Origin of the sequence: Thalassobacillus sp. B23F22_16 (genome assembly GCF_043496955.1) — a bacterium.
Taxonomy (GTDB): domain Bacteria; phylum Bacillota; class Bacilli; order Bacillales; family Halobacillaceae; genus Thalassobacillus; species Thalassobacillus devorans_A.
Map to the genome: position 1 here is coordinate 131,520 of NZ_JBIEKD010000005.1, position 26,488 is coordinate 158,007.

General features: G+C 44.1%; 24 protein-coding genes and 1 tRNA gene. 17 read left to right on the forward strand and 8 right to left on the reverse strand.

Features of this window, described 5'->3' with window-relative positions; genetic code table 11:
- Positions 1 to 35 precede the first annotated feature (35 nt).
- Together ACGTNI_RS06375 and ACGTNI_RS06380 are read left to right on the forward strand one after the other, a co-directional pair.
- Positions 36 to 1,025: a sodium:calcium antiporter gene (locus tag ACGTNI_RS06375; RefSeq protein WP_394460865.1), complete on the forward strand. Its 990-nt coding sequence runs from the start codon at positions 36 to 38 to the stop codon at positions 1,023 to 1,025.
- Positions 1,026 to 1,247: 222 nt separating this feature from the next.
- Positions 1,248 to 1,484: a hypothetical protein gene (locus tag ACGTNI_RS06380; protein WP_394460867.1), complete on the forward strand. Its 237-nt coding sequence runs from the start codon at positions 1,248 to 1,250 to the stop codon at positions 1,482 to 1,484.
- Between the two features lie 38 nt (positions 1,485 to 1,522).
- On the opposite strand, the gene mgtE is transcribed toward ACGTNI_RS06380, so the two are convergent.
- Positions 1,523 to 2,851, reverse strand: coding sequence for a magnesium transporter (gene mgtE, locus ACGTNI_RS06385; protein ID WP_394460942.1), 1,329 nt, complete (start codon positions 2,849 to 2,851; stop codon positions 1,523 to 1,525).
- Between the two features lie 61 nt (positions 2,852 to 2,912).
- Complete coding sequence (gene ftsW, locus ACGTNI_RS06390; RefSeq protein WP_394460869.1) at positions 2,913 to 4,100, reverse strand: putative lipid II flippase FtsW; 1,188 nt, start codon at positions 4,098 to 4,100, stop codon at positions 2,913 to 2,915.
- Between the two features lie 141 nt (positions 4,101 to 4,241).
- Here ftsW and ACGTNI_RS06395 point away from each other — a divergent pair, with 141 nt between their 5' ends.
- Positions 4,242 to 5,411 carry an FtsW/RodA/SpoVE family cell cycle protein gene (locus tag ACGTNI_RS06395; RefSeq protein ID WP_394460871.1) on the forward strand — a complete coding sequence of 390 codons (1,170 nt, stop codon included), beginning with the start codon at positions 4,242 to 4,244 and terminating at the stop codon, positions 5,409 to 5,411.
- A gap of 103 nt (positions 5,412 to 5,514) precedes the next feature.
- Here ACGTNI_RS06395 and ACGTNI_RS06400 read toward each other — a convergent pair whose 3' ends face one another.
- From ACGTNI_RS06400 to ACGTNI_RS06410, 3 genes are read right to left on the reverse strand one after another with little or no spacing between them, the layout of a single operon-like run.
- Positions 5,515 to 6,291 (reverse strand): ABC transporter permease, encoded by a 777-nt coding sequence (locus tag ACGTNI_RS06400; protein ID WP_394460873.1) that lies wholly within the window; start codon positions 6,289 to 6,291, stop codon positions 5,515 to 5,517.
- The gene (locus ACGTNI_RS06405; protein WP_394460875.1) at positions 6,288 to 7,196 is read right to left on the reverse strand and encodes an ABC transporter ATP-binding protein; all 909 of its coding nucleotides are present in this window, start codon (positions 7,194 to 7,196) and stop codon (positions 6,288 to 6,290) included. The genes ACGTNI_RS06400 and ACGTNI_RS06405 overlap by 4 nt, the downstream gene beginning before the upstream one ends.
- Entirely contained in the window at positions 7,196 to 7,399 is a 204-nt protein-coding gene (locus ACGTNI_RS06410) for a PLD nuclease N-terminal domain-containing protein (RefSeq protein WP_062439427.1), read from the reverse strand. Before ACGTNI_RS06410 ends, ACGTNI_RS06405 begins: the two co-directional genes overlap by 1 nt.
- A gap of 464 nt (positions 7,400 to 7,863) precedes the next feature.
- Here ACGTNI_RS06410 and trpE point away from each other — a divergent pair, with 464 nt between their 5' ends.
- Genes trpE through ACGTNI_RS06445 form a run of 7 tightly spaced genes read left to right on the forward strand, consistent with a single transcriptional unit; the run spans position 7,864 to position 14,392 of the window.
- The gene (trpE, locus tag ACGTNI_RS06415) at positions 7,864 to 9,372 is read left to right on the forward strand and encodes an anthranilate synthase component I (protein ID WP_394460877.1); all 1,509 of its coding nucleotides are present in this window, start codon (positions 7,864 to 7,866) and stop codon (positions 9,370 to 9,372) included.
- Positions 9,369 to 10,388, forward strand: coding sequence for an anthranilate phosphoribosyltransferase (gene trpD / locus ACGTNI_RS06420; protein WP_085505532.1), 1,020 nt, complete (start codon positions 9,369 to 9,371; stop codon positions 10,386 to 10,388). Before trpE ends, trpD begins: the two co-directional genes overlap by 4 nt.
- Positions 10,381 to 11,142 (forward strand): indole-3-glycerol phosphate synthase TrpC, encoded by a 762-nt coding sequence (gene trpC, locus ACGTNI_RS06425; RefSeq protein WP_085505533.1) that lies wholly within the window; start codon positions 10,381 to 10,383, stop codon positions 11,140 to 11,142. Before trpD ends, trpC begins: the two co-directional genes overlap by 8 nt.
- Positions 11,139 to 11,816: a phosphoribosylanthranilate isomerase gene (locus ACGTNI_RS06430; protein WP_394460880.1), complete on the forward strand. Its 678-nt coding sequence runs from the start codon at positions 11,139 to 11,141 to the stop codon at positions 11,814 to 11,816. The genes trpC and ACGTNI_RS06430 overlap by 4 nt, the downstream gene beginning before the upstream one ends.
- Complete coding sequence (trpB, locus tag ACGTNI_RS06435; RefSeq protein ID WP_085505535.1) at positions 11,776 to 12,969, forward strand: tryptophan synthase subunit beta; 1,194 nt, start codon at positions 11,776 to 11,778, stop codon at positions 12,967 to 12,969. Before ACGTNI_RS06430 ends, trpB begins: the two co-directional genes overlap by 41 nt.
- Position 12,970: 1 nt before the next feature.
- Positions 12,971 to 13,774: a tryptophan synthase subunit alpha gene (trpA, locus tag ACGTNI_RS06440; protein ID WP_394460882.1), complete on the forward strand. Its 804-nt coding sequence runs from the start codon at positions 12,971 to 12,973 to the stop codon at positions 13,772 to 13,774.
- 33 nt (positions 13,775 to 13,807) lie between these two features.
- A complete protein-coding gene (locus ACGTNI_RS06445; RefSeq protein ID WP_394460884.1) occupies positions 13,808 to 14,392 on the forward strand; it encodes an anthranilate synthase component II in 585 nt (194 codons plus the stop codon).
- A 51-nt stretch (positions 14,393 to 14,443) separates the two neighbouring features.
- Here ACGTNI_RS06445 and ACGTNI_RS06450 read toward each other — a convergent pair whose 3' ends face one another.
- A complete protein-coding gene (locus tag ACGTNI_RS06450; protein WP_085505538.1) occupies positions 14,444 to 14,785 on the reverse strand; it encodes a YflT domain-containing protein in 342 nt (113 codons plus the stop codon).
- Between the two features lie 164 nt (positions 14,786 to 14,949).
- Between ACGTNI_RS06450 and ACGTNI_RS06455 the strand changes: the two genes are divergently transcribed.
- A tRNA-Ala gene (locus ACGTNI_RS06455) sits at positions 14,950 to 15,022 on the forward strand.
- Between the two features lie 234 nt (positions 15,023 to 15,256).
- Here ACGTNI_RS06455 and ACGTNI_RS06460 read toward each other — a convergent pair.
- Positions 15,257 to 15,742 (reverse strand): hypothetical protein, encoded by a 486-nt coding sequence (locus ACGTNI_RS06460; protein ID WP_394460887.1) that lies wholly within the window; start codon positions 15,740 to 15,742, stop codon positions 15,257 to 15,259.
- A gap of 306 nt (positions 15,743 to 16,048) precedes the next feature.
- Between ACGTNI_RS06460 and ACGTNI_RS06465 the strand changes: the two genes are divergently transcribed.
- From ACGTNI_RS06465 to lpdA, 5 genes are all read left to right on the forward strand, one after another.
- Positions 16,049 to 17,857 carry a sigma-54-dependent Fis family transcriptional regulator gene (locus ACGTNI_RS06465; RefSeq protein WP_394460889.1) on the forward strand — a complete coding sequence of 603 codons (1,809 nt, stop codon included), beginning with the start codon at positions 16,049 to 16,051 and terminating at the stop codon, positions 17,855 to 17,857.
- 196 nt (positions 17,858 to 18,053) lie between these two features.
- Complete coding sequence (locus ACGTNI_RS06470) at positions 18,054 to 19,064, forward strand: thiamine pyrophosphate-dependent dehydrogenase E1 component subunit alpha (RefSeq protein WP_394460891.1); 1,011 nt, start codon at positions 18,054 to 18,056, stop codon at positions 19,062 to 19,064.
- A gap of 3 nt (positions 19,065 to 19,067) precedes the next feature.
- Complete coding sequence (locus ACGTNI_RS06475) at positions 19,068 to 20,102, forward strand: alpha-ketoacid dehydrogenase subunit beta (RefSeq protein ID WP_085505542.1); 1,035 nt, start codon at positions 19,068 to 19,070, stop codon at positions 20,100 to 20,102.
- A gap of 38 nt (positions 20,103 to 20,140) precedes the next feature.
- Positions 20,141 to 21,409, forward strand: a complete 1,269-nt coding sequence (locus tag ACGTNI_RS06480; RefSeq protein ID WP_394460894.1) for a dihydrolipoamide acetyltransferase family protein — start codon at positions 20,141 to 20,143, stop codon at positions 21,407 to 21,409.
- A 17-nt stretch (positions 21,410 to 21,426) separates the two neighbouring features.
- Complete coding sequence (lpdA, locus tag ACGTNI_RS06485) at positions 21,427 to 22,815, forward strand: dihydrolipoyl dehydrogenase (RefSeq protein WP_394460896.1); 1,389 nt, start codon at positions 21,427 to 21,429, stop codon at positions 22,813 to 22,815.
- A gap of 140 nt (positions 22,816 to 22,955) precedes the next feature.
- Here the strand turns inward: lpdA and ACGTNI_RS06490 are convergent, their stop codons facing one another.
- Positions 22,956 to 23,867 carry a LysR family transcriptional regulator gene (locus tag ACGTNI_RS06490; RefSeq protein ID WP_394460898.1) on the reverse strand — a complete coding sequence of 304 codons (912 nt, stop codon included), beginning with the start codon at positions 23,865 to 23,867 and terminating at the stop codon, positions 22,956 to 22,958.
- Positions 23,868 to 24,111: 244 nt separating this feature from the next.
- Between ACGTNI_RS06490 and ACGTNI_RS06495 the strand changes: the two genes are divergently transcribed.
- Complete coding sequence (locus ACGTNI_RS06495) at positions 24,112 to 26,289, forward strand: malate synthase G (RefSeq protein WP_394460900.1); 2,178 nt, start codon at positions 24,112 to 24,114, stop codon at positions 26,287 to 26,289.
- Positions 26,290 to 26,488 lie beyond the last annotated feature (199 nt).

Below are 26,488 nucleotides of genomic sequence, written 5' to 3' on the forward strand. Positions count from 1 at the left end.
GGTATATACCCGTAGAATAAAAACGGAGGGTCATCATGATTTATGTCATTTTTATAATTGCAGCTGTCGCTACCATCTATTTAAGTGTTAAAATCTCCAATTACGTGGATGTCATTGATAAAAAATCAACATTGAAAGCAGCCTTTTTAGGGGTACTGCTTGGTGGTGCCACTTCATTACCGGAGGTTACTACCAGTGTCACCTCTGTCATCATTGATAACCCGGATATTGCAGTCGGGAATGTAATGGGAAGCAACATGTTCAATTTATTGATATTGGCTGTCATGGATGCGATTTTCAGAAGGAAACGGATCTTTAACCATGCCACCAACGAAAACTTTTATACCATGGGATTATTTATGCTGCTGTCGTTAACGGTAGTCGTCTCTATCCTCATCCCGATTCCTTTTTCTTTTTTCGGCATCGGATGGGAATCCATTGCCATGGTCGTTATGTATGGCATAGGCGCGAAGATCATTTCAAAAGCAGGGGACGAGCAGAAGGAATCTGAATCGGAGGGACAAGCAGAAGTTTATGGAGCCTATAAACATGTCACCTTGAAGCGTGCAGTCATGGGATTTATCATATCCGCCATTTTAGTATTGGCAGCGGGTTCAGCTTTGACTATCTCAGCAGATAAAATTGCAGTCATTACCGGGCTGGGTTCCAGTTTTGTCGGCACATTTCTTGTCGCCGCTTCCACGTCATTGCCTGAAGCGGTTTCTGTGTTTGTAGCTTTGAAATTAAGGAATTATCCTTTAGCGATTGGTTCCATCATGGGGAGCAACTTGTTCAATCTGATGATATTGGTAGGAACCGATGTCTTGTACTGGCAAGAAGCCATTCTTCAAACAGTCAGCAATACCCATGCCATTACTACCTTGAGTGCGATGGCATTAGGGCTGTTAGCGATTTATCCAATCATCCGTGTCCAGGTGAAAAATAAACTAACGTACGTAATACCATCTCTATTGATGGTTATCACCTACTTCATTTCGAGTTATCTTATTTATGTAAATTCATAAAAGTTAGAGAGGGGAAAGCGTCGTTTCACAGCCCATCGCTTCCCTTTCGGTAACGGACCCAACTATCTTGAAACTGAGTCTTCAGCAATTGGGAGCTTATCCGCAAGAACAACACGGGGATTTAACAGAGCTTAAGAAAGAGGGGAGTTTTTTTAGGGATTTTTATGGGTAAGCATGTAGTAAGTCTCAATATAAATTATTTAAGATGGAGGTTTGTTAAACATGGCAGAGTGCAATATTGATCATGGTCAAGACGATGTGAAGAAAAAACTGATTAGTCAGGAAGAATTCCTACCTGATGAACTGGCAGTGAAAATGCATATCTATTTAAAGGATATTCGTTCTCAAGAAGAGCTTAATGATATTTTCCATCTCTTGAAAAAATACGATACAGCTTCTGAACAAGAACGTGAGGAAAGAAACGAAAAACTGAGAAAGTATGTAGCTGAAATTGAATAAATAATAAAAGGTCTGGCCTTAAACAGGGCCAGACCTTTTTACATCATAAACTCGATCAGAAGTCTTGCTAAACTAAAATAAATAAATAAGGATAGAATGTCATTGATAGTCGTAATTAGTGGTCCGGAAGCAACTGCAGGGTCGACATTGAATTTATGAAGCAGGAGCGGGATACTTGTCCCAGTCAAGGTACCGATAATAATGGTCAGCAGCAATGATAACCCTACGACAGCCCCTAATGCAATATTTCCTTGCCAAAAATAGGCTACCACTAAAATAAGGGCTCCACATATCAACCCCATAATAATTCCAACTAGCATTTCTCTTAATAGCAGCCTGGCGACTGTCTTTTTGTCCAGGTCTTGAGAAACCAATCCCCGGACGACAATGGCTAGTGATTGAGTCCCTGTGTTCCCGGTCATACCTGCAATCAGTGGCATAAAGAAGGCAAGTGCAACCACCGCATCCAATGTCTCTTCAAAGGTGCTGATGATACTCCCTGAGACCAGGCCAATGAATAATAATAAAATCAGCCACGGCAGTCGCCGGTAGGAAGCGGTCAACGAGTTGGTTTCGAAGGTAATATCTTTACCAGAGGCAGACAACTTCTCGATGTCTTCATTCGCTTCCTGGATGACGACATCAATGACATCGTCGACCGTGATAATCCCTTTCAGGTGGTTTTCTTCGTCCACTACTGGTACAGCAAGGAAGTCATAACGCTCGATTACTTGCGCAACTTCTTCCTGGTCCATTTCTGTCGGTACCGAAATAACCCGATGGGAAATCAAATCCTCCATCGTTTCATTCATATCCGCCAGAATCAGGTCACGGTATGAGACAACGCCAACCAGCTTTTTGTCCTCATCAATGACATACAGGTAATTGATGGTTTCGGCTATCGCTGCAAATGATTTTAATTTATCAACGGTCTCGCGCACGCTTGCTGATTTAGAAATCCATACAAAACGGTTCGTCATTAGTCTTCCTGCTGTCTCGGCGGGATAGTTCATGATGTTTTGTACATGAGTAGATTCCTGTTCTTGCATGCGCGAAAGGTAATATTCTACCCGTTCTTTAGGAAATTGATCGAACATATAAGCCAAGTCATCATTATCCATTTTGTTTAAAACAGCAACAGACTTACTTGTACTCAATTGGTTTAGCATTTTCAACTGATCTGGTTGTTCCAGTTCCTGGATCAACTTTACGAGTTGTACTTGGTCCACTAGAGACAAAAATTTAGTTTTCAGCTTTTCGGGTAGTTGGAGATAGATTTGCCGTAAGTCATAAGGCTGGATATCATCCACTATTTCCATTAATTTTGGCTGATTGTTTTCTTTGACCAAATCTAAGATCTCTAACATTAGTTCACTGTCATACTCAATTTTTGCAGTCAAGGTATTCCCCCCTATTACAACAGGTACGTCATCCGTTCCATACCGGACGTTGGTATGTCTTTTCATCTTTTACCCTGTTTGAAGGGGTAGTATTCCCAGCTTTCTTATACTTTAAGCGGTAATTTTGCTGCAAAGAAATGTTCATCATGATGCCGAGGGAGATAAAGGTGATGACCATGGAAGTCCCTCCATAACTAATCAATGGCAAGGTTATCCCTGTAATTGGGAGCATCCCTGTAACTGCTCCCAGGTTGATCATCGCCTGAGAAATGATTTGAAAGGTGAACCCTAAGGCCAATAACTTCCCGAACGGATTTTCTGTTTTTTGAAAAATATGGAATCCTTTAAACAAAAGCAACAAGTATAGAATCATAGTCATGGCTACCCCAAGGAACCCCAACTCCTCAGCTATAATCGCCATGATGAAATCCGTATGGGCTTCCGGCAAGTATCCCAGTTTTTGGACACTGTTAGCAAGCCCGGTTCCGGTGACACCGCCGGTTCCAATAGACAGGTAAGAATTGACCAGTTGAAAGCCACTTCCATCAGGATCAGCGAAAGGGTTGACAAAAGAGGTCAGCCGCTCCAGCCTGTAAGAAGCAGAAAATGCCAATACAGCGATCCCGGCAGCAGCAGTGCCTGCTAACGCCCAAAAGTGTACTTGTCTTATTCCTGATACCGACAATATCATTCCGCAAGCAAGCAGAATTGACGTCCCAGTTCCGAGATCAGGCTGCATTAATATCAGTCCGAATCCGGCTCCAAGTATAATTAACGGAGGGAGAACCCCTTTTGTGAAGCTATCCATATCCTTTTGTTTATTGGTATACACTTTGCTGAAATAAAGGATGAATGCTATTTTTGCCAGTTCCGATGGCTGGAAAATCAAAGGACCGGCGCCGAGCCATCGCTGCGAATAGTTTCGTTCAATGCCGATACCAGGAATCAGGACGGCTATCAGTAATAGGAAAGTCAAGAAGACAATTGGTATGATCCATCGTCCATATAATTGGTAGGGGAAGATACTGACGAAGAAAAATAACGTCAGTCCAATGATCAGCCACATCAATTGTTTGTTGAAAAAGTATTGGGGATTTCCGTATTTGATCTCTGCAAAGGCAAAACTGGAACTATAGACCATTAAAAGTCCAAATATGCTCAGGAGTAGTATGATGGCAAGCAAACCGAAATCATAGCTCCGCAAAATCTGTTTCATATTGGGCCTCCTTGTGTGATTTTCATTGTTAAATCTCATATAAAAATGTTTCATCATCCCGGATATTGTATTAGAATCTATATGTATGGAAAACAGTTTTTTACTTTTACATCATTTTGATAAACCTTGAGGATGATTTGAATGACATTCGAAGAGCGCTTTGACTGGCGCCTGTTTTTTATTATGTTAGCCTTGTTCACTATCAGTTGTGTCGCCATATATAGCGCAATCCAGACGAATCAGTATTCCGATAACTATGTACTCCGGCAGATTATGTGGTACATACTTGGCAGTTTGATCATAGCCGGAATGATGTTAATTGAACCCATTCAGTATAAAGGGTTGAGCTGGTATGTTTACGGAGCAGGTATGCTGGTTTTGCTGGCGCTCGTTATGGCACCGGCAAGTATAGCTCCAGTTATCAATGGGCAGAAAAGCTGGTTTCTTCTGCCTGGAATAGGATCGATCCAGCCATCGGAATTTATGAAGATATTTACCATACTTGTTTTAAGCAGAGTAATTGTCAACCACAATAAGGAAAATCAATTTAAGACTACTAAGACTGATTTCGTTCTCCTGATGAAAATTATGGGGGTCACATTCGCTCCCATCATGCTGATTATGCAGCAGCCGGATTTCGGAACGGCGCTCGTTTATCTGGGAATTATGTCAGGATTGATTATTGTTGCAGGTGTCACCTGGAAGTTGATTCTTCCGATTTATGGATTGATTGGAGCAGTGGGAGGGACGTTGTTTTACCTCGTCATCCAGGCTCCTGATGTACTGCGTAAGTATTTGGGAATCCAGGAGTATCAATTCGGAAGAATCTATGCCTGGCTTGAGCCCTATAAATACCAGTCCGGTGAAGGGTATCATCTCATTAAGTCTTTGCAGGCGATTGGGTCCGGCATGTTGACGGGGAAAGGATTCGGCGGAGGAGAAGTGTATATCCCCGAAAGTCATACCGACTTCATTTTTAGTGTAATAGGAGAAGAATTCGGATTTGTCGGCGCCTGTCTGGTGATTCTGGTTTTCTTCTTATTGATTTACCATTTGATCCAGCTGGCTATTCGGGCAAATTATTCCTACAGTGCCTATGTTTGCGTAGGCGTTGTCAGTATGATTACTTTCCACGTGTTTCAAAATATTGGTATGACCGTTCAGCTTCTTCCAATTACGGGTATTCCATTGCCATTCATCAGTTATGGCGGCAGCTCACTGCTCGCGAACCTCATGGCAATCGGGCTCGCTTTTGCTGTCCATTACCATCAGCGTGAATTCATGTTTGGCGACAACAATTTACAAGATTAAAGGAAAAGGGAGAGTGCTGCAACTCGCACCCTCCCTTTTGTTAAATTTTGGAGGGCTCCGGGGTGTTTACGTAAACACCCCGGAGCCCTCCAAATGCTGGGAATCAGGCCATTTCTTTCGTGCGGAAAGTGTAGATGGCTGCTGCCAGCAAGGCAAGGCTTATTCCTATCGTGATGATAGCAGTTACCCAGAGGTCGCCAGGGATGCTTCCGTCACTTAACATTGTGCGGATATAAGGGCTGAGCTTTGCCGGACTCCACTCCAAGACATGATCAAAAATGTTTGTAACGATGCTTGTAAGGATAACCAGCAATATAGTCAAGAAACCAACTAATCCCGGGACTTTAAACAAGGTATTCATCCAAACGGAGATACTGATGACAAATACCAGCCACAAACCATAAAAAAACCATGTCGCCAGCAAATGTAAAAATGAAACATCACCAAATAGTAAATTCACGTAATACCAGCTAGCCAATAAACCGGCAAACAAAGAGACTAACACCAGAACACTAGTAGCTGTCCATTTTGCTGATACATACGTACTGTATTTCACCGGTTTTACCAGCACAAGTTCTGCGACACCACTTTTCCTTTCTCCGGATATAAGTCCCATAGCCATCAAAGCCACCACCAGTACACCGAGCTGACTGAATTGAGCAAGACTCATCATCAGTACATCATGGGGAGGTGGAGTCGGTATGTCAAAAGACGTGCCATCAGGAAGGCCTCCGACAGATTCTATGATTTGTGGAAGGTAATAAGTAGACAGAGGATCAGATAGCCCAAGCAGGATAAAAACAAGAGGCACCCAAATCCATTTGAAATTCCGGCCCGATTCAAGCATTTCTCGTTTGAAAACGGTCAGAAATTGCATCATGACTTCACCACCTTCATGAATAAGTCCTCCAGTGATGCGCGGCCGACTTCAAACCGTTCAAGAGGCCAGTGTTCCGACTGAATCAATTGCAAAAGTTCATCCCTTGCCTGGGTGGTATCTGTAACGAATATATGGTGTATTCCCCTGTGGGACTCTATACGCATGACAGAAGGAAGAGCTGTCAATAAAATTTCATCGGGTACAAAATCTTCATGGAAGGCGACATCGATTTTATCGACGCGATGCTTTTGCCTTACCATTTCCATCGGTCCCGACTCGACAATTTCGCCATAATGCATCATCAGAAGCTCATCGCTGACTTCTTCTGCATCATTTAATATATGAGTAGAAAAAAGCAATGTTGTTTCCTGCTTCAACTCTTCCATCAAATTAAGCACTTCCCTGCGCCCTATCGGATCGAGAGCAGATACAGGCTCATCCAGCATCAACAACTTCGGCTGGTGAATCATAGCCTGGGCAATGCCAAGCCGCTGCTTCATCCCACCAGAATACTTTCCTATCCGCTTATTTTTTGCATCAGCAATGCCGACACGGGCAAGTAATTCGTCCGCCCTTGCATCCGCTGTTTTTTTGTCAAGGTTAGCAAGCCTGGCTACATATACTAGAAACTCTTTGCCTGACATCCAGGAATGGAATACGGGGTGTTGGGGCAGATAGCCGATGTGATAGCGGATATCCGTCTGGTCATCCAGTCCTTCAAAAGAAATACTACCGCCGTTTGAGCGGATCAAACCGGACAACATCCGTAACGTTGTCGTTTTGCCCGCCCCATTGGGACCAAGCAAAGCGACACATGTTCCCTTGTTGATTGAAAAATCGATTCCACGGATGACAGGACTGCCATCATAATTTTTCTTCAAGTTTTTTACCGTGAGCAGCGCCATTACTCCTGTCTCCTTCCGATCACAAAATACAAGATCGGTCCTATCATATTAAGAAGCAGGATGATGAACAGCCACATGATCTTTGGACCGTTTGTCCGCTCGATCCGGAACCAGTCAATCAGCGCCACCACTTGTAAAATCAGCTGAATGACAATCAACGGTGCGATAAGCGCCCAGTTGACACTTTCAAATAACTCTGCCATATGAATCCCCCCTATAATTCCTATACATCTAATCTTACGAATGATTATAGGAAAAAGCTTCATATTTTTATAGAAATATTTATAAAGAAATACCAAGCATCCCCAACCACCCCATCCGAAGGATGGGAGAAACCCCCCCAAACCTCCAAATCGTTACTATCGTAACGGAAACAAACTATCTCGAAACTGAGTCTTCAAGAAAAGGGAGCTTTAACAGAACATATTATTTAAATTGTCAGAACTTTTGGTTGACATACAGCGTAGTATTCTTTAAACTAACAAACAAGTTAGAGTTGAGAGACGAGAATGAGTGAGCTGAGTTGAGGTAATTGGATGAGTTGAGCCGAGCGAGTAGAGGGACATCAGGGAGAGCCTGAACTGTTGCCTGTACCAAACCTTCTTTTATCATCCACTTTTTACCCTCCAACTCTCATTCTCCATAACAATTATGGAGAGGTGAGGACATGACCACACGCGAAGCTTTTCTAAAAGCTGCACGCACATATCAGACAATCCCTGTAACGGAATCATTTTATACGGATACTTTGACTCCGATTCATATGTTCCAGGCTTTGAAAGACGAAGCTGTCTATATGCTGGAGAGTCAGGATCCAGAATCCCCATGGTCCAATTTTTCCTTCATCGGCATTGAACCGATGCTGGAAGTTGAGCAGGATGGGGAGATATTTCATATTAAAGATTTACAAAAAGCACAGGTGATGGAAGCTCCTGATTTGAAGGAAGCCTTCGATCGCTCATTGGAGTATTTGAAGGTAAAGGAACCAGAGGTCGCTGTCCCGTTTCGTGGTGGCGCGGTCGGTTATATCGCGTATGATGCTATTTCTGATATAGAGCCTGTTCCCGAGGCAATTGAAGACGATATTCCGATCTCGAACTATCACCTGTTGTTTTGCCAGACGCTCATTGCTTATAACCATAAAACGAAAGAAACCACAATTATGCAGTTTGCGCGGTTGGAAGATGATGATAAACCAGAAGATAAATTCCTTCAGGCGAGAAACCGTATCAAAGAACTTAGTGATCAGCTGATGACCAACGGGTTTGTACATGACCTGATGCTGACGAACGATGAAGAATCTCACGAAGAAATCCAATTGAAAAGCAACTATTCGCATGAATCATTTCTTGAAGATGTAGAAAAAGTGAAAAATTATATCCATGCAGGAGATATTTTTCAAGCGGTCCTTTCCCAACGGTTCGAAGCGGAAACCACACTTGGGGGATTTCAGCTCTACAGGGTATTAAGGAAAGTGAATCCATCCCCTTATATGTTTTATTTGAAATTCGGTGAGTTAGAAGTGATCGGCAGCTCCCCGGAGCGATTGTTAGAAGTCCGGGATGGGGAATTAGAAATTCACCCGATTGCCGGGACGAGAAAGCGGGGGATGACTGAGGAAGAAGATGAATCCCTGGCTAATGAACTCCTTGCAGATGAAAAAGAACGGGCCGAGCACCGGATGCTTGTCGATCTAGCCCGGAATGATATCGGACGGGTAGCGGAGTACGGGTCCGTTAAGGTGCCTGAGTTCATGGTCATCGGACGTTTTTCCAAGGTGATGCATATCATCAGTAAAGTGACCGGAAAGCTTCGCAGCGGAATCCATCCGATAGAGGCTTTATACTCGGCATTCCCGGCTGGGACATTATCCGGTGCGCCGAAAGTACGGGCGATGCAGATATTAAGGGAACTGGAACCAACGCCAAGACACCTTTACGGAGGAGGCATTCTTTACCTTGGGTATGACGGGAACATTGATTCCTGTATCACTATAAGGACAATGACCCTTTATAAAGGAAAAGCTTATATCCAGGCGGGGGCGGGAGTTGTAGCAGACTCCGACCCGCAAAGCGAATATGAGGAAACATTAAATAAAGCGAGTGCATTAAAGAAGACGATAGAATTAGCTGAGAAAACATTTGAGAAGAGCAGAGAAGGAGTGGAGCAGAGATGAAAGAATTATTGAAACGTGTCGTTGAAGGAGAAAAGCTTGGGGAACAGGACGCCTTTGATTTGATGAACCAGATTATGCAGGGGAAAGTCTCTACAGGACAATTGATGAGTGTATTGAGCGTACTGCGTTACCGTGGGGAAACAATCGAGGAGATGACGGGCTTTGCCAGAGCGATGCGAAGCAATATGCTGAAAATGGATCTCGAAGATGACGCGGTCATTGATACTTGCGGAACTGGTGGAGATGGCAGCTCGACCTTTAATATTTCTACAGCAGTAGCTATTGTCCTTGCCGCAATGGGTGTAAAGGTTGCAAAGCATGGCAACCGTAAAGTTTCCTCCAAAAGTGGCAGCGCCGATGTGCTAGAGTTATTAGGAATGCCTTTAGAGGTTACTCCGGAGGAAGGCAAGCGAGCGCTGAACGAAAAGCGGATGACTTTTTTATATGCACCGACTTACCATCAGGCGATGAAACACGCCGTACCTGCAAGACAGGAGCTTGGATTCCGGACTGTCTTCAACTTGCTTGGGCCGATTTCCAATCCTGCGCAGACGAAACGTCAGCTGATTGGTATCTATGATACGAATCACGGAGAAAAACTGGCAGGTACGTTAAAGGCACTTGGATCCAAACACGTACTATTGGTGACTGGCCGTGATGGACTGGACGAAATAACCATTACCGGAGAAACCGATATCGTGGAATTGAAAGATGGAGAGATTACGAGGTTTACTGTGAGCCCGGAAGAGGTGGGGCTGAGACGAGGCAAGCTGGAGGATATCCAAATTTCCCATCCGACAGAAAGTGCCGCTATCATTGAAGATATCGTCTATAACAAAGCGAATGACAGCGCCAGGGACATCGTACTGATGAACGCGGCAGCTGGATTATATATTGCCGGACAGGCGGATAGCATCCAGGCAGGGGTAGCGCAGGTGAAAAAAGCGCTTGAGGAAGATGTTGTAAGGGAATACTTTGAAGCAATCACACATACAAAGGAGCAGAAATATGCTTGATACAATTCTCGCTATCAAACAACAAGAAATAGAAAAAACCTTATTACCAGATAAACAGAATACGACACGCCATTCCTTGCGTGGTGCGATAAGAAATTCCCCCCACCTTGCCGGTTTGATTGCAGAAGTGAAGAAGGCATCGCCATCGAAAGGAATCATCCGTGATGACTTCAATCCCGTCGTCATCGCGCGGGAATATGAGAAAGCGGGAGCGCAGGCGATATCTGTATTGACCGATCAGCATTTCTTCCAGGGGCACCGTGACTTTTTAAGTGATATTAAAAAGGTAGTGGAGCTGCCGGTATTGCGTAAAGATTTCATCATCGACCCTATCCAGGTCGAAGAAAGCGACCGTATCGGAGCGGATGCGATCCTTTTGATCGGAGAAGCATTGGAACCAAAGCAGCTTCATGAACTTTATGATCATGCCGAGTCACTTGGGATGGAAGCTCTCGTAGAAGTTCATTCAGGAGAGACGCTGGAAGGGATTTTAGAAGTTTTTACACCGAAAATTATCGGTATCAATAATCGGAATCTTAAAACCTTTGAAACTACATTGGAACAGACGAAGAAAATTGCCCCAATGGTGCCAGAAGAGAGTCTGCTAGTTTCGGAAAGCGGCATCTTCACCTATGAGGATATCGAACAGGTCGTATCTGTTGGAGCGGAAGGTATCCTGGTTGGTGAAGCGCTGATGAGACAGAATAACCTCAATCAAGCGGTGAACCGTTTGATGGGGGGCGTCCGCTCATGACCGAACCGTTAGTGAAACTATGTGGGAACCGCTCAAAGCAGGACTTAGCCTATAGTGCAGACTCGCAGGCGACTCATCTTGGTTTCATCTTCGTACAAGGAACAAAACGGTATGTCCGTCCTGAGCTTGTCGGACGCTGGATAAATGAAATCAAACCACAGCAAAAACTGGTTGGTGTTTTTGTCGAACCGACACTTGAAGAATTGGAAATCGCTTTACACTACGTCCCACTCGACATCATCCAGTTACATGGCAATGAAACGGTTTCTGAAGTACTGCAAATCAAAGAACATTTTGCTGTACCGGTTTATAAAGTCATCCACCACGCTGATTTTGGCGTGGATTATATGCACTTATTCAAAGGAGCAGTTGATGGATTTGTAGTAGATTCCAAAGTGAAAGGTGCCTACGGCGGAACCGGCGTGCGATTTGATTGGGAAGCAATCCCGGCATATATGAAAGAAGCAGAGCACCAGAGGGTTCCGTGTCTGATTGCTGGCGGTATTACCGATGAAAATGCAGCAGAAGTACTAAACTACCACCCGGGAGGGATAGACCTTTCCAGTGGGACTGAAACGGACAATAAAAAAGATCGAAATAAAATTCAAGCGCTGATGAGAGAGGTGGAAAACTATGGAACAAGTATATCCAGATCAAAAAGGGCGGTACGGTGACTTTGGTGGAAAATATGTACCGGAAACCTTGATGGCTCCATTACAGGAGCTCGAAGAAGCGCTTGATGAAGCGATGGCTGACAGAGAGTTTATCACAGAATATCACCGCGTATTAGAAAAGTATGCAGGAAGACCGACGGCACTTACTTATGCAGATAAAGTGACCGAGATGCTCGGTGGAGCCAGGATTTATTTAAAGCGGGAGGATTTGCTCCATACTGGTGCCCATAAATTAAATAACGCCATTGGTCAGGCATTGCTTGCGAAAAGGATGGGCAAACAAAAAATCATTGCAGAAACGGGAGCAGGACAGCATGGTGTAGCGTCTGCGACGGTGGCTGCTAAATTCGGATTGGAATGTAAAGTGTTCATGGGGGAAGAAGATATCCGCCGCCAGGAGCCGAATGTTTTTCGGATGAAAATGCTTGGGGCAGAAGTGATTCCTGTCTCCAGTGGACGAGGCACCTTGAAGGATGCAACCAATGAGGCGATTCGTTACTGGGTTGCCAACTGTGAAGATACCTTTTATTTGATCGGTTCTGTTGTTGGACCGCACCCTTACCCACGGATGGTCCGTGATTTCCAGCGGATTATCGGTGATGAATCCAAGCGTCAGTTTCTTGAAGGAGAGCCAACCCTGCCGGATTATATTTATGCCTGTGTCGGCGGCGGGAGCAACGCCATCGGTATGTTCCATCCTTTCCTGGAAGATGATGTGGAGCTTGTCGGCGTTGAAGCGGCTGGAAAAGGCATAGATACGTCGGAGCATGCCGCGACATTGACGAAGGGAGATCGCGGTGTTATTCATGGTTCGTTGACGTTCCTGTTGCAGGATGAGCATGGACAAATTACCGAGCCATACTCGATTTCCGCAGGACTCGACTATCCAGGCATCGGCCCGGAGCACGCTTATTTGTTCGACTCCAAACAGGTACGCTATGAAGCGGTTACCGATGAGGAAGCGATGAACGCATTGAAGCTGCTGACCGAGACGGAAGGCATCATTCCTGCTGTGGAAAGCGCTCATGCTTTAGCACAGGCTTTCAAAGAAGCAAAAGACATGTCACCGGATAAAACGATTCTTATCAATCTGTCGGGACGTGGAGATAAAGACTTGGCTACGATTATGAATCATTTCAAGGGGGAGGAATAATATGCTGACACAAACTTCATTCCAAGGGAAATTGAACAAGACAGAAGACTTGTTCATCCCATTCATTGAAGCAGGCGATCCTACTCCTAAAGTGACGATTGACCTCGCCTTGAAACTCCAGGAGGCTGGTGCTGATATTTTGGAATTAGGAATTCCTTATTCCGATCCATTGGCCGATGGGCCGACGATCCAGCGGGCGGCGAAAAGGGCATTGGACAATGGTATGTCTTTGCAGCAGGCAATTGAATTGATTCCAGAAATGCGTGAAAAGGGACTGGAGATACCAGTTGTCGTTTTCACGTATTATAATCCAGTCCTCCGTATTGGAGAGGAAAAGCTTTTCAAACTATTGGAGGAACATGGAGCAGAAGGGGTACTGATTCCGGATCTGCCCCATGAAGAAAGCGAGTCTGTCAGAGAACTGGCGTTAAAGCACGATATTGAATATATTTCGCTAGTTGCCCCTAATTCAGAAGAACGGATTCAAAAGATAGCATCGGAAGCGCGCGGATTCCTTTATTGCGTATCCACACTTGGCGTTACCGGAGGCGAAAACCAGCTGTCGTCAGAAGTCACCGACTTTATCAGGAAAGTGAAGGAGCACAGCCCTGTTCCTGTTGCCGTTGGCTTTGGCATTTCGACGAATGAAGATGTCCGAATGATTCGGGACCATGCCGACGGTGTCATTATCGGAAGTAAAATCATTCGGCTGGTGGAAGCAGAAGTAGAAAATTTAAAAGATGATAGCAAGCGTCAGGAAGCCCTGGATCGTTTTTATGAGAATGTACGTGAACTAGTCGAGTAGCAGAGGAGGAAGAGCAGAGAGGAGCTGAGCAATATGATTTATATGATTGACCATTATGATTCCTTTACCTATAACATTGTGCAATATCTTGGTGAGCTTGGGGAAGAAATCATTGTCTGTCGTAATGATAAGGTTAGCCTGGAAGAGATAAAAAATCTTCAGCCTGATTTGATTTTTCTTTCGCCGGGACCGTGTTCACCAAGCGATGCACCGATGACCTTAGAAGTCATCGATGAGTTTAAAGGTGAAATCCCCATTTTCGGTGTCTGTCTTGGACATCAGGCCATCGCCCAGGCATTCGGCGCGGAAGTGGTACAGACGGAAAAGTTGATGCATGGCAAATCATCTTACATCCATCACGAGGAAAAAGGAATTTACGAGGGGCTGATATCCCCGATGGAAGCCATGCGCTACCATTCTTTGATTGTCGATATGGAAAGTCTGCCAAAAACCTTTGATTTAACTGCTGTAACAGTAGACGGAGAAATCATGGGTATCCGGCATAAAGAGTATCCGATCGAAGGTGTCCAATTTCATCCGGAATCTATCGGGACGCTGGAAGGGAAACAATTGATGCAAAACATGCTGAACCAGTATATCAAAGTTCCCGTTAAATAAAGCAAAGCGGAGGGTACCTGTCATAGACCCCTCCGCTTTTTGGTTCTTTTATTAAAATTTTACATCTTCTTCATTCGTAACAACTAATAACGTTTTTCCTTTTTCTAGTTCTTTATGGAGTTCCTTAGCCGTAGATTGCTCGAAGCCAATTTCTTTCATCTTGGAGAGCAGTTTATCATCTTTACCACGGAAGACATTTTTCGTTGCTGTACCAAGACCAGTTTCGCTTACACCAATCTTATTTGCGTCGGTTTGTCTTTTCGCTCGTCTGACATGGTCATTGTCATGGGAAAGAATATAGATGTTATCCTCATCGACCCCATGTTTCTTGATTCGGTCGATGGATTCACCCATTTTTTCGTCATCACCAAAGATTTGATAGTTCGGTTGCATCGATATCGCCTCCTTAGAAAGAGCGTTTCCCGGTGAAGGAACAGCATAAACAATGAAGAAAGTCCCGTTATAGAATTAAAATTAGCAGTTTTTTCATTTTCCTCTTGATAAAAATAGGATTGTCGTTATATAATACTGATTGTCGAGTTGAAAAATTGAATTACGGGGCATTAGCTCAGCTGGGAGAGCGCTTCGCTGGCAGCGAAGAGGTCAGCGGTTCGAGCCCGCTATGCTCCACTTATAAACCCTTGTTTAATTACAAGGGTTTTTCTATTATTTTTTATTTTCCGCATAAAAAAACCAACCGGATTTCACTGGTTGGTTTTCTTGCTTAAGAAAGCAGCACTATACTGGCGCCAGGGGTAGGCGCCAATGTGGTGCTGTCGTTCTTTTTATAAATTTTATCAGATCAGGACATGAATATAGTTAATGTAATCGATTTGATATTAAAATTACATAACTTTCCCTTATTTATTTACGCTGTCCTCCCTGGGCAACCTGCTTTCGTTCAAAATCTCTTACGGTTGAATCTTTACGAAAAGGAATGAATTCCTTGTTAAACTCCTCTTTGTCTGTCTCTGCGTTACTTTCATTTTGATGCTTACTCTCAATCTTTGGTGCTTCTTCTTTTGAATCGTCCTGCATCCCTGCTATCCATGTTTCGAACGGATAGGTGCCGCGGTCGATGATGACACAAAGGTCCTCTAGTGTCTGGGTCAATGCCGCTAAACAATCAAGGCCGTTCTTCAGCAAAATCCCTTTTCTTTTTGCTTTCTCTACAGAATGTTCCAAACGATAGGAATGATCTTTGTAATCGAATTCTATATAACAACTGCTGCGATCCCAATTAAAATGGTAGTCACCAATCTTTAGACGTTTCATTACTTCTACTAATCTTTTTTCACTTGTATCCTGGTCTTTATAGGGCAGCCATTTGAAAAGACTATTCTTCAACATACTTACACCCTTTCATAGTGTCTTAAGTTTTTATGCATACTGCTTAATTTCGACAAACCGACAAAAAATTCCTTTTATATTCGTTTTACATTTATCGATCTTTTTTTACAAAAATCGGGAAATGAACTCATCTTCAAGCTTCTAAACCCTTTATGCACAGTATTTTAATAGTTTGAGAATTTTGTAGGAATTTTCAGAAATATAAGTAGTTACAAGGAGGAACCAGAGCAATTTTAATCGAATATTAGGAGTAGAATGCTCTCTTGCTGACATACTTTAATACCATTCAAAGAGGTGAAGTATCACGTGGTGGAACAAATCACAAAAGGTGATTGGAGACGTTTTGTCCAGGAAGGTGTATTGGATGATTCACGTATTAACGAGCGGATTCTGACATCATGGAACCATTGCAGACGTCTTGGTGTCGATCCTTACAATGGGAAAGGCACCCACTTGTTGTCTTATGAGGCGTTACAGACACGGAGAAGAGAAAATAGCCGGCTGATACAATTGGCAGAACCATTTATCAAAAAGCTTGCAGCTATGTACCATGATTCTAATGTGGTTTTGCTCCTTGTCGATCGTGAGGGCTATGTACTAAGGATGGCAGGGGAGGAACAAGTGAAAGCCACGGCGGGTCAGATAAATTTTACAGAGGGTGTGAAATGGACGGAAGAACAAGTCGGAACCAATGCAATCGGAACAGCATTGGCAATTGGTGAACCAATCGCCATCAATGGGATGGAACATTTTTCAGTAGCATCGCAAACATGGGGATGTTCCGCTGCGCCGATTAAAGATGAGAATGGCGATGTGATTGGTGCTTTGGATATCTCAAGTCCTTATATTCCCGATTACTATCAACATGTGCTTGCGACAGTTGTTGCTGCTGCCTATGCGATTGAGAGCAAGTGGCAGCATATGATGAAGGAAGAAGAGCTTGAGTTAATCCATTTTGGATTGAAAGAAGAAAGAGGCAGTGACCGTTCCTTCATGCTTTATAATCGTAATCACCAGTTGGTTTACGCATCCCCTGCCATTACAAATGGTCCTGCTGCCATTTCTGAATTACCGACAAACCACAAAAAGTCTCCTGTATACGCAAAAGATTCAAGAGAAATCATCGGGCATCTAATCACTTTAACAAATCATAAAAAATCACCTGCAGTCCAAGGCTGGAACTCCTCGTTCCAATTTCAGGGTGTAGCCGGGAAAAGCAGCGCATTTCAAAAAGTAATAGATCGTGCGAAAAAGGCTGCTGATAAGAATGTCACCATTCATATTACTGGAGACACAGGGACAGGAAAAGAAGTAATGGCAAGATCGCTTCATGATTGCAGTAAATCCAAAGGCCCGTTTGTTGCGGTCAATTGTGGTGCCATACCTGAAAACCTGTTGGAAAGCGAACTGTTTGGTTATACAGGAGGAGCATTCACTGGTGCTCAAAAGGGTGGTTATGAAGGGAAAATAGTACAAGCCAATGGTGGCACTTTATTTTTGGATGAAATTGGTGACATCTCAGTAAAAACACAGGTTGCTCTACTGCGTACGCTCCAGGAAAAAAAGGTAGTGCCTATTGGCGGTAAAAAGCCGATACCTGTCACATTCCGTCTCATTACAGCAACCAATAGGTACCTTGGAGCGCTCGTTAAGAAAGGGCAATTCAGGGAAGATCTTTATTATCGAATCTATGTCTATCCTCTTCACATGCCGCCGCTTAAAAGCAGGTTATCGGATATTCCTGACTTAGTTGATTATTATTTTGGGAAACAAAATTGGCCATTCACCTGGAGTAAAGAAGCTATTCGGGCTTTGCAAAGCTACCATTGGCCAGGGAATATCCGGGAGCTTTTTAATGTATTGGAAGGTATTTATACAGAATATGGTGAGCAATCACCAGAACCTTCAGAAGTTGAAACCTATATTCGGCAAATTACTCCATATGAAAGGGAAGACAGCTTTTGTGTTGAATTGTCCACACGTGAGCAGATGGAAAAGGAGTATATTGAAAAAGCGTTAAGACAGCACGGAGGAAAAGCTTCGGCCGCTGCCCGGCAGCTTGGGATACCCCGCAGCACTTTTTATCGGAAATTGAAAAAATACAATCTGGGATAATGGAACATATTGAGACAGAATGAGACAGTTTCCCGATTTGTCTCAGTTTCCAGTCGAAATTTAATAGATGAATGTTTAAAAACGCTTATTATGTAAGCGTTTTCTTTTTTGGCATGAAACTTGCAACAGTTAAAAGTAGAACGCTCCATAGGCAAATTCCGTTAGAGCGTTACAAAAATTAAGGAGGGCGACGTGTATGAGAGTATCGGAAGTCCAGCAAGAAGCACTGACAGCTGAAAAAGCCAAATGGATGTATCAGAAGATGGTAGAGATTCGTCGGTTTGAAGATCAGGTCCATGAAACATTCAGTACAGGAACCATACCCGGATTCGTGCATCTATATGCTGGGGAAGAGGCGGTTGCGGTCGGCGTTTGTTCCCATTTAGATGACAAGGACTACATTACGAGTACACACCGTGGACATGGACATTGTATTGCTAAAGGGTGCGACTTGAAAGGCATGATGGCAGAAATCTATGGAAAAGCCACGGGCTTATGTAAAGGAAAAGGCGGCTCCATGCACATTGCCGATGTCAGTAAAGGGATGCTTGGAGCAAATGGAATTGTAGGCGGTGGTTTCCCGCTGGCGACTGGCGCAGGGTTATCAGCAAAGTTGAGAAAAACTGGCGGGGTTGCGGTTTGCTTCTTTGGTGATGGTGCCAACAACCACGGAACTTTCCATGAAGGAATCAACCAGGCAGCAATCTGGAACCTTCCTGTCATTTTTGTAGCGGAAAACAATGGATATGGAGAATCGACTCCGTTTGAATATGCCTCCAGTTGTAAATCGATTGCTGATCGGGCAGCCGGATATAATATCCCGGGTGAAACGGTGGACGGAAAAGATACGATGGCCGTTTATGAAGCGGCACAACGAGCGGTGGAACGTGCCCGTAATGGAGAAGGACCTAGTCTGATCGAGTGTGTCACATATAGAAACTATGGACATTTTGAAGGCGATGCCCAGACCTATAAAACATCAGAGGAACGAGAGCAGCACCTGAATGAATTAGATGCAATTATTCGATTCCGGGAACATCTATTATCGAATAACCTTGCATCCGAGGATGAGCTCCACTCCATTGATGAAAACGTGCGGCAGGCCGTCGCAGATGCTGTGGAGTTTGCGGAGAAAAGCCCAATGCCGGAGGCCGATCAACTGACCACGGATGTGTACGTGAACTATAAACCAGGCGGGGAGGAATAAACGATGGCAAGACAAATTTCATTTGCTGATGCGATTAATGAAGCGATTAAGGAAACGATGAGAAACGATGAAAATGTTATTTTGCTGGGAGAAGATGTAGCCGGTGGAGCTGACCTCGATCATCTCGGAGATGAAGATGCCTGGGGCGGAGTAATGGGGGTCACTAAAGGCTTAGTCCAGGAATTTGGACGAGATCGGATTCTTGATACGCCAATTGCTGAAGCAGGATATGTTGGAGCTGCTGTAAGTGCTGCAGCCACTGGAATGCGGCCAATTGCTGAATTGATGTTTAATGACTTTATCGGCAGCTGTCTGGATGAAGTGATGAACCAGGGTGCGAAATTAAGGTACATGTTTGGCGGCCACGCGAAAATTCCTCTTGTAATCCGGACGATGCACGGAGCAGGATTTCGTGCAGCAGCTCAGCACTCGCAGACCCTTTATGGCATGTTTACCGCAATTCCGGGTGTCAAAGTTGTGGTCCCTTCCACCCCTGCTGATGCCAAAGGACTGCTGATTTCTGCTATAGAAGATGACGATATGGTAGTGTTCTTTGAAGATAAAACCCTCTATAACGTCAAAGGGGAAGTACCAGAAGGACATTATACTATTCCGATTGGAAAGGCGGACATCAAACGTGCCGGGGACGACTTAACGATTGTGGCAATCGGAAAGCAAGTCAATACAGCGCTTGCTGCGGCTGAACAACTTGCCCAAAAAGGAATCGAAGCCGAAGTTGTTGATCCTAGGAGTCTTTCTCCATTGGATGAGAATTCAATTTTGAAATCAGTTCAGAAGACAAGCCGGCTGGTCATCGTCGATGAAGCCAACCCACGCTGCAACGCAGCAACCGACATTTCAGCATTGGTAGCTGATAAAGGTTTTGATTACCTCGATGCACCGATTAAGATGGTTACTGCACCTCACAGCCCGGTGCCGTTCTCGCCAGCTTTAGAAGACTTGTATTTGCCAACACCTGAAAAAATATTAGCCGTAGTTTCTGAATTGATAGATGATGAATCAATCGTAACTATCTAACTAGTTTTTAATCTGATGAAAGAAGGAGTGGGAATGCCATGGCGGAGAAAGTGGTGATGCCAAAATTCGGAATGAGCATGCAGGAGGGCACCATTGCTGAATGGTTGAAAAAGGAAAACGAACCAGTGAAGAAAGGGGAACCCCTGGTTACAATCAGCTCAGAGAAAATAACCAATGAATTAGAGGCTCCGGCGAATGGAGTAATCTTGAAAATTATGGCGAAAGAAGATGAAACGTTAAAAGTGGGCAATACATTAGCCTATATTGGAGAAGCAGGTGAAAATATCGACACTTCTTCTAATGAGGAAGACAAGCCTTCAACATCTTCTAAAGAAACATCAGCTGCAAGTGAGGTAGCAGCCACTGCTGTCATGACAGAGGAAAAACGGGCACCAGATACGGGTAAGAGAATTAAAATATCACCAGCTGCTAAGAAAATGGCGAAATCCAATGGAGTTCCAATGGAGGAATTAGTCGGGACAGGCCCACAAGGACGGATTACCAAGCAGGATGTACAGAATTATTTAGATCAAAATCCAGCTGTTGAGGAAGAAAAGGAAAGTCTGGCAGCTGCACCGGCTTCTTCACATGAACAACCTTCCCAGGACCATGCAAATTCCAAAGTAGCTCCAGCTAAAGGAATTAGGAAAGTAATTGCAGATCGAATGCATCAAAGTCTGCAGGAAAGCGCTCAGTTGACTCTGATGAAAAAGGCAGATATCACCGAGTTACAGGAAATTCAAAAACAAGCGAAACAGGAATTGCAAAAAACAGATGCCGACATTTCTCTAACATTGACAGCGTTTATTGCCAGGGCAACAGTAATGGCCTTAGGAAAACATAAAGCAGCTAACAGTGCTTATATCAATGATGAAATCCATACGTACGAAACGATTAATCTGGGAATGGCAACATCTTTAGATGATGGCCTGGTTGTTCCGGTCGTTTTTCAGGCTGAAAATAAAACCATCCTGGAGTTGGCGGAGAGTATATATACGCTAAGTAAAAAAGCAAGAGAAAACAGGCTTTCCAGTGATGAGATGAAGGGATCAACATTTACAATCACCAATTTAGGGGCGTCCGGAATTGAATACTTCACTCCGATCCTGAATACACCGGAAGCCGGGATTTTAGGAGTAGGAACCTATCAAAAATCGGTCGTATTCCAAGGCGGAGAAATAGCAGAACGAACCCTTTTACCCCTTAGCTTGACGTTCGATCACCGTGCCCTTGATGGAGATCCTGCCAGCTCCTTTTTGAATGAAATCGTCTATTATCTTGAGCATCCTTATCAAATGCTATTGTGAGAAAGGGAGAAATCAACATGCTTAATACGGATGTTCTCATTATTGGAGCCGGGCCAGGTGGTTATGTGGCAGCATTACGGGCAGCACAGCTTGGAATGAAGGTAACACTAGTGGAAAAAGAGAAGCTGGGAGGCACCTGCTTGAATGTCGGTTGCATTCCCTCTAAAGCACTGATCGAGGCGAGCCACTATGCCGCAATCCCGCAAAAAGCTGCAGCTGCAGGCGTGTATTATCCAGAAGCGAAGGTGGATTTCGCCGAATTGCAAGCCTGGAAAAATAATATTGTCAGGCAGCTGACCGACGGGGTTGCCGGATTGCTTCACCATCGAAATGTAAACGTGATACAAGGAGAAGCGGCTTTCCTTGACTCACATTCTGCAGCCATTTCTGGCACTGAAGATAGGGTGGTGACTTTTGATTCTTGTATTATAGCTACAGGTTCAAAACCTGTAAATGTCCCTGCATTTCCTTTTGGAGAGCGAATTCTTTCTTCTGAAGGAGTTTTATCATTAAATGAAAAGCCCTCCTCTCTCGCTGTCATTGGAGGAGGGTACATCGGAATAGAACTGGGAACCATGTTTGCAAACTTCGGAACAGAGGTGATTATCCTTGAGGGACTTCCTTCAATACTTTCAGGTTTCTCATCAGAAATGAGCACACTTGTTCAGGAGGAGCTGAATGGAAGAAAGAATGTCGCCATTCATACCGATGCAAACGTCTCTAAAGTTGAAAACTCGACCGATGGCGTTGTGGTTAACTTTGATGCTCATGGGGAATCCAGGCAAATCTCAGCGGATTATGCGTTGGTCACTGTCGGAAGAAAACCGAACACAGAAGCCTTAGGCTTAGATAAAGCGGGAATTATTGCGACAGAGGAAGGGTTAATTCCTATAGATTCCGCTTGTCGAACCAATCAGTCCCACATTTTTGCTATTGGGGATGTAACCTCCGGCCAGGCTCTGGCTCACCGTGCTTCACTGCAAGGAAAGATTGCTGCAGAAACTATCATTGGAGACACGGTAGACCTATCCGATTATGTCATTCCGGCGGTGGTGTTTTCAGATCCGCCACTTGCTGCTGTCGGGCCTTCGAAAGAGGAATTAACTACATCCGGAGTTACAGTAGATGTCCATCATTTCCCTTTCAGCCATAATGGCCGGTCGCTAACCATGAATAACAGTAAAGGTTTTGTGAAGCTGCTGGTTGACTCACTTGACCAAACAATTCTGTCAGCAGAAGTGGCGGGAGAAGGGGCACCGGAGTTAATTAATGAGCTTGCTGTTGCTATTCAGTCTGGTCTTACCGCAGAAGATATTTCCCTTGTTGTCCATGCCCATCCGACTCTGGGGGAAAGTATCATGGAAGCTGCTGACAAAGCAATTGGTTTCCCTGTCCATAGCTTATGAGGTAAGTATAAAAATGAGGCGCTGCGTTTGCAGCGCCTTGTTAGCTTTTAATCATTGTGATTGCCCCCTCGTAACCTTTCTCTTTGATAGGGAAGCAGACGTATCCGGTAACTCTGGCCCGATTTCTGCAGAAAAAATCTTTAATTTACTGCAGAAACCAATTCTTTCTTTACTAATAATTGCTCTGCTGTTTCAATAAATTCTCTTACTGCAAATGGCAGGTATTTATTTTTCTTCCAAATCATCCCGAGTTCGAGGCTTGCGTTCGAATCGATCAGGGGGACGGAAACCAGGGAGCGATCCATTAATTCTGCAGCAATTTTTCCAGGAAGCAAAGCTACGCCTAACCTTGCCTCTACCATCTCAATCATAAAGTCACGCTGGGAACTGTGACAGACGACATTCGGGGTGAAACCTTTCTTTGCACATTCATCTAAAATCCGATCGTGTAACGTGAAGTCCTGGCGGTACATAATGAAGGGTTCGTTTTCTAATGATGCCAGATCGATGCGTTTTTCCGATGCTAATGGGTGATCGTTGTGGACGACTAGTGTCAATGGATCGTTGATAACCTCAATCACATCAAACAAATCTTCATTTTTACTTGGTAAATTGCAAACTAAACCAATGTCTAATAAGCCATCTTCCACTCCCTGTTTAATCATTTTTGATCCGACCTCGTTCAACAAAATTTCTACTTGTGGGTATTTTTCTTTATAGCACGTAATTACGCTGGAGAAAAAGGCGGCACCGATGATTGGAGGGATTCCGATTTTCACCTCACCTTTTTTCAAATCGATAACGTCATTCAGTTCCGAGTTGAGATTATGGAAAGCGTCCAGCACATTCTTTGCATTGACGAGCACAGCCTTACCGGCGTCAGTTAATACTAATTGTTTCCCGCGGTAGAAAAGCGGCACGCCCAATTCATCTTCCAGCTGTTTGATGGCTTTACTGAGAGACGGCTGCGATACATGCAAGGTGGAAGCAGCTTTCGTGAAGCTTAATTGTTTGGCTACCTCGGAAAAGTACTCCAGGTGACGAATATCCACATTGATCACTCCAGTTATATATTTTTTCACGCTGTAATAAAACAGTGATTCTATATTTTATATTGTACTATAACTAAAAGGCATAATGTAAATTCCAAATATGTATTTTTGATATGTGCGCTTTTATTATAAGATAAAAGGTAACGAATGGATAGAAAATTCGGAATTTTAAATCGTTGTTCCTATGTTTGGGGTGTATATCCTGCTATCTGTTCCAACCATTCATTTTAAGGAGGAATTTACAGTGAAAGACTACGTTCAAATCGGTAATCTTCAAGTAGCTCCTGAACTTTATAATTTTATTAACGAAGAAGCAATCCCGGAAAGCGGGATCACAAGTGATAACTTTTGGGGCGGATTAGAAGCGATCATTTATAATTTAGCACCTGATAATAAATCGTTACTGAATAAACGGGAAGAAATACAAAAGAAAATTGACAGCTGGCATAAAGAAAATAAATCTTTCGATGCTGGTAAATATAAAGCCTTTCTAAAAGAAATGAACTATCTGGAGCCGGAGGTCGACGATTTTCAGGTTACGACCCAAAATGTCGACGATGAAATTACAGTCCAGGCTGGACCACAGCTGGTCGTACCTGTAAATAATGCGCGTTATGCGATCAATGCTGCCAATGCTCGCTGGGGAAGCCTATATGATGCTTTATACGGCACTGACGCGATCAGTGAAGATGAGGGAGCAGAAGTCAAAGGAGATTACAATCCGGTCCGTGGGGACAAGGTCATTGCCTATTCCAAAGAATTTTTAGATGAAACTGTCCCATTGAAAGGGACTTCTCATAAAAAGGTAACCGTGTACAAAGTAAATGACGGTAAGCTTACTGTTGAATTGGAGGATGGCAGTAATGCAGGGCTGGAAGAACCATCCCAGTTCGCCGGATATGTCGGAAGCCCGGAAGAACCAGAGGCCGTACTGTTGAAAAACAATGGCATTCATCTTGAAGTTCAGGTAGATCGCAAGCATCCAATCGGCAGGTCTGACAAAGCTGGTGTGAAAGATGTGCTGGTGGAATCTGCCTTGACCACCATTATGGACTTTGAAGATTCTGTAACAGCGGTTGATGCCGAGGATAAAGTGCTTGTCTATCGAAATTACCTTGGTCTCTTGAAAGGAGACTTAAGTGTCTCTTTCCAAAAAGGCAAAAAAGAGATTACACGGAAACTGAATCCCGACCGCTTCTATACGACACCTGATGGCGGGGAATTGGCTCTGTCCGGACGTTCCTTGATGTTTGCGCGGAATGTAGGGCATCTGATGACCAATAATGCTGTATTGGATCAGAATGGAAAAGAAGTCCCAGAGGGTATCCTGGACACGGTAATTACAGGTCTGCTTGCTAAACATGATGTGCTTGGTAATGGTACTTATCAGAATTCACGTAAAGGATCTGTCTATATCGTTAAGCCGAAGATGCATGGTTCTGAGGAAGTGGCATTTGCAGAAGAACTATTCAGTCGGACCGAAGAGCTGCTTGGCTATGAACGAAATACATTGAAGATTGGTGTTATGGATGAAGAACGTCGTACGACATTAAACTTGAAAAACTGTATCAGCAAAGTTAAAGACAGAATCGCCTTTATTAATACTGGATTTTTAGACCGTACTGGCGATGAGATCCATACATCTATGGAAGCAGGACCAATGATTCGAAAAGGGGACATGAAAGGATCTGTCTGGCTTACCGGATATGAGAAGTCGAATGTCAGTGTCGGACTTGAAACAGGCTTCCGCGGGACAGCGCAGATCGGAAAAGGGATGTGGGCAATGCCGGATCTGATGGCTGCTATGCTGGAACAAAAAGACGGTCAGCTGAAAGCAGGGGCCAGTACAGCCTGGGTACCTTCTCCGACAGCAGCAACTTTGCATGCCCTTCATTATCATAAAGTCGATGTCGCGGAAGTGCAGAACGAACTCGCTAAATCTCCGGGTAAGTATGAAGATGATATCCTGCAAATTCCGGTTGCTGAAAATCCAAACTGGAGCCAGGAAGAAATCCAGGAGGAATTGGATAATAACGCGCAGGGCATCCTCGGATATGTCGTCCGCTGGGTGGGACATGGCGTGGGATGTTCCAAGGTGCCGGATATCAATAATATCGATTTGATGGAGGACCGTGCGACCTTGAGAATATCCAGTCAGCATATTGCAAACTGGCTGCATCACGGCATCTGTACAGAAGAGCAAGTGATGGAAACGTTGAAGCGGATGGCTAAGGTCGTCGATGAACAGAATGCAGGAGATGCTGATTACCGTCCAATGTCAGCTGATTATGATGAGTCTGTCGCTTTCCAGGCTGCTTGTGACCTGGTATTCAAAGGATGTGAACAGCCGAGCGGTTATACAGAGCCGATTCTTCACCGCCGTCGTATTGAAGCAAAATTCAAGGAGCCGGCAAACAAGTAAACGAACTGAACAAGAGCCATTAACGATCCGTTAGTGGCTTCTTTTGTAGAAAGTAGTTTTACAATTTACTACTAGTAGTACTTTCTTTATTATCTATTCTTTGAAGTAGGTTTCCATTGACAAGCTTGGGTAAAGGGGAAGGGAAACGGCGAGACTCCTACGGGAAAAGAAGGACTGGCAAGATCCCGCAGGGCTGCAA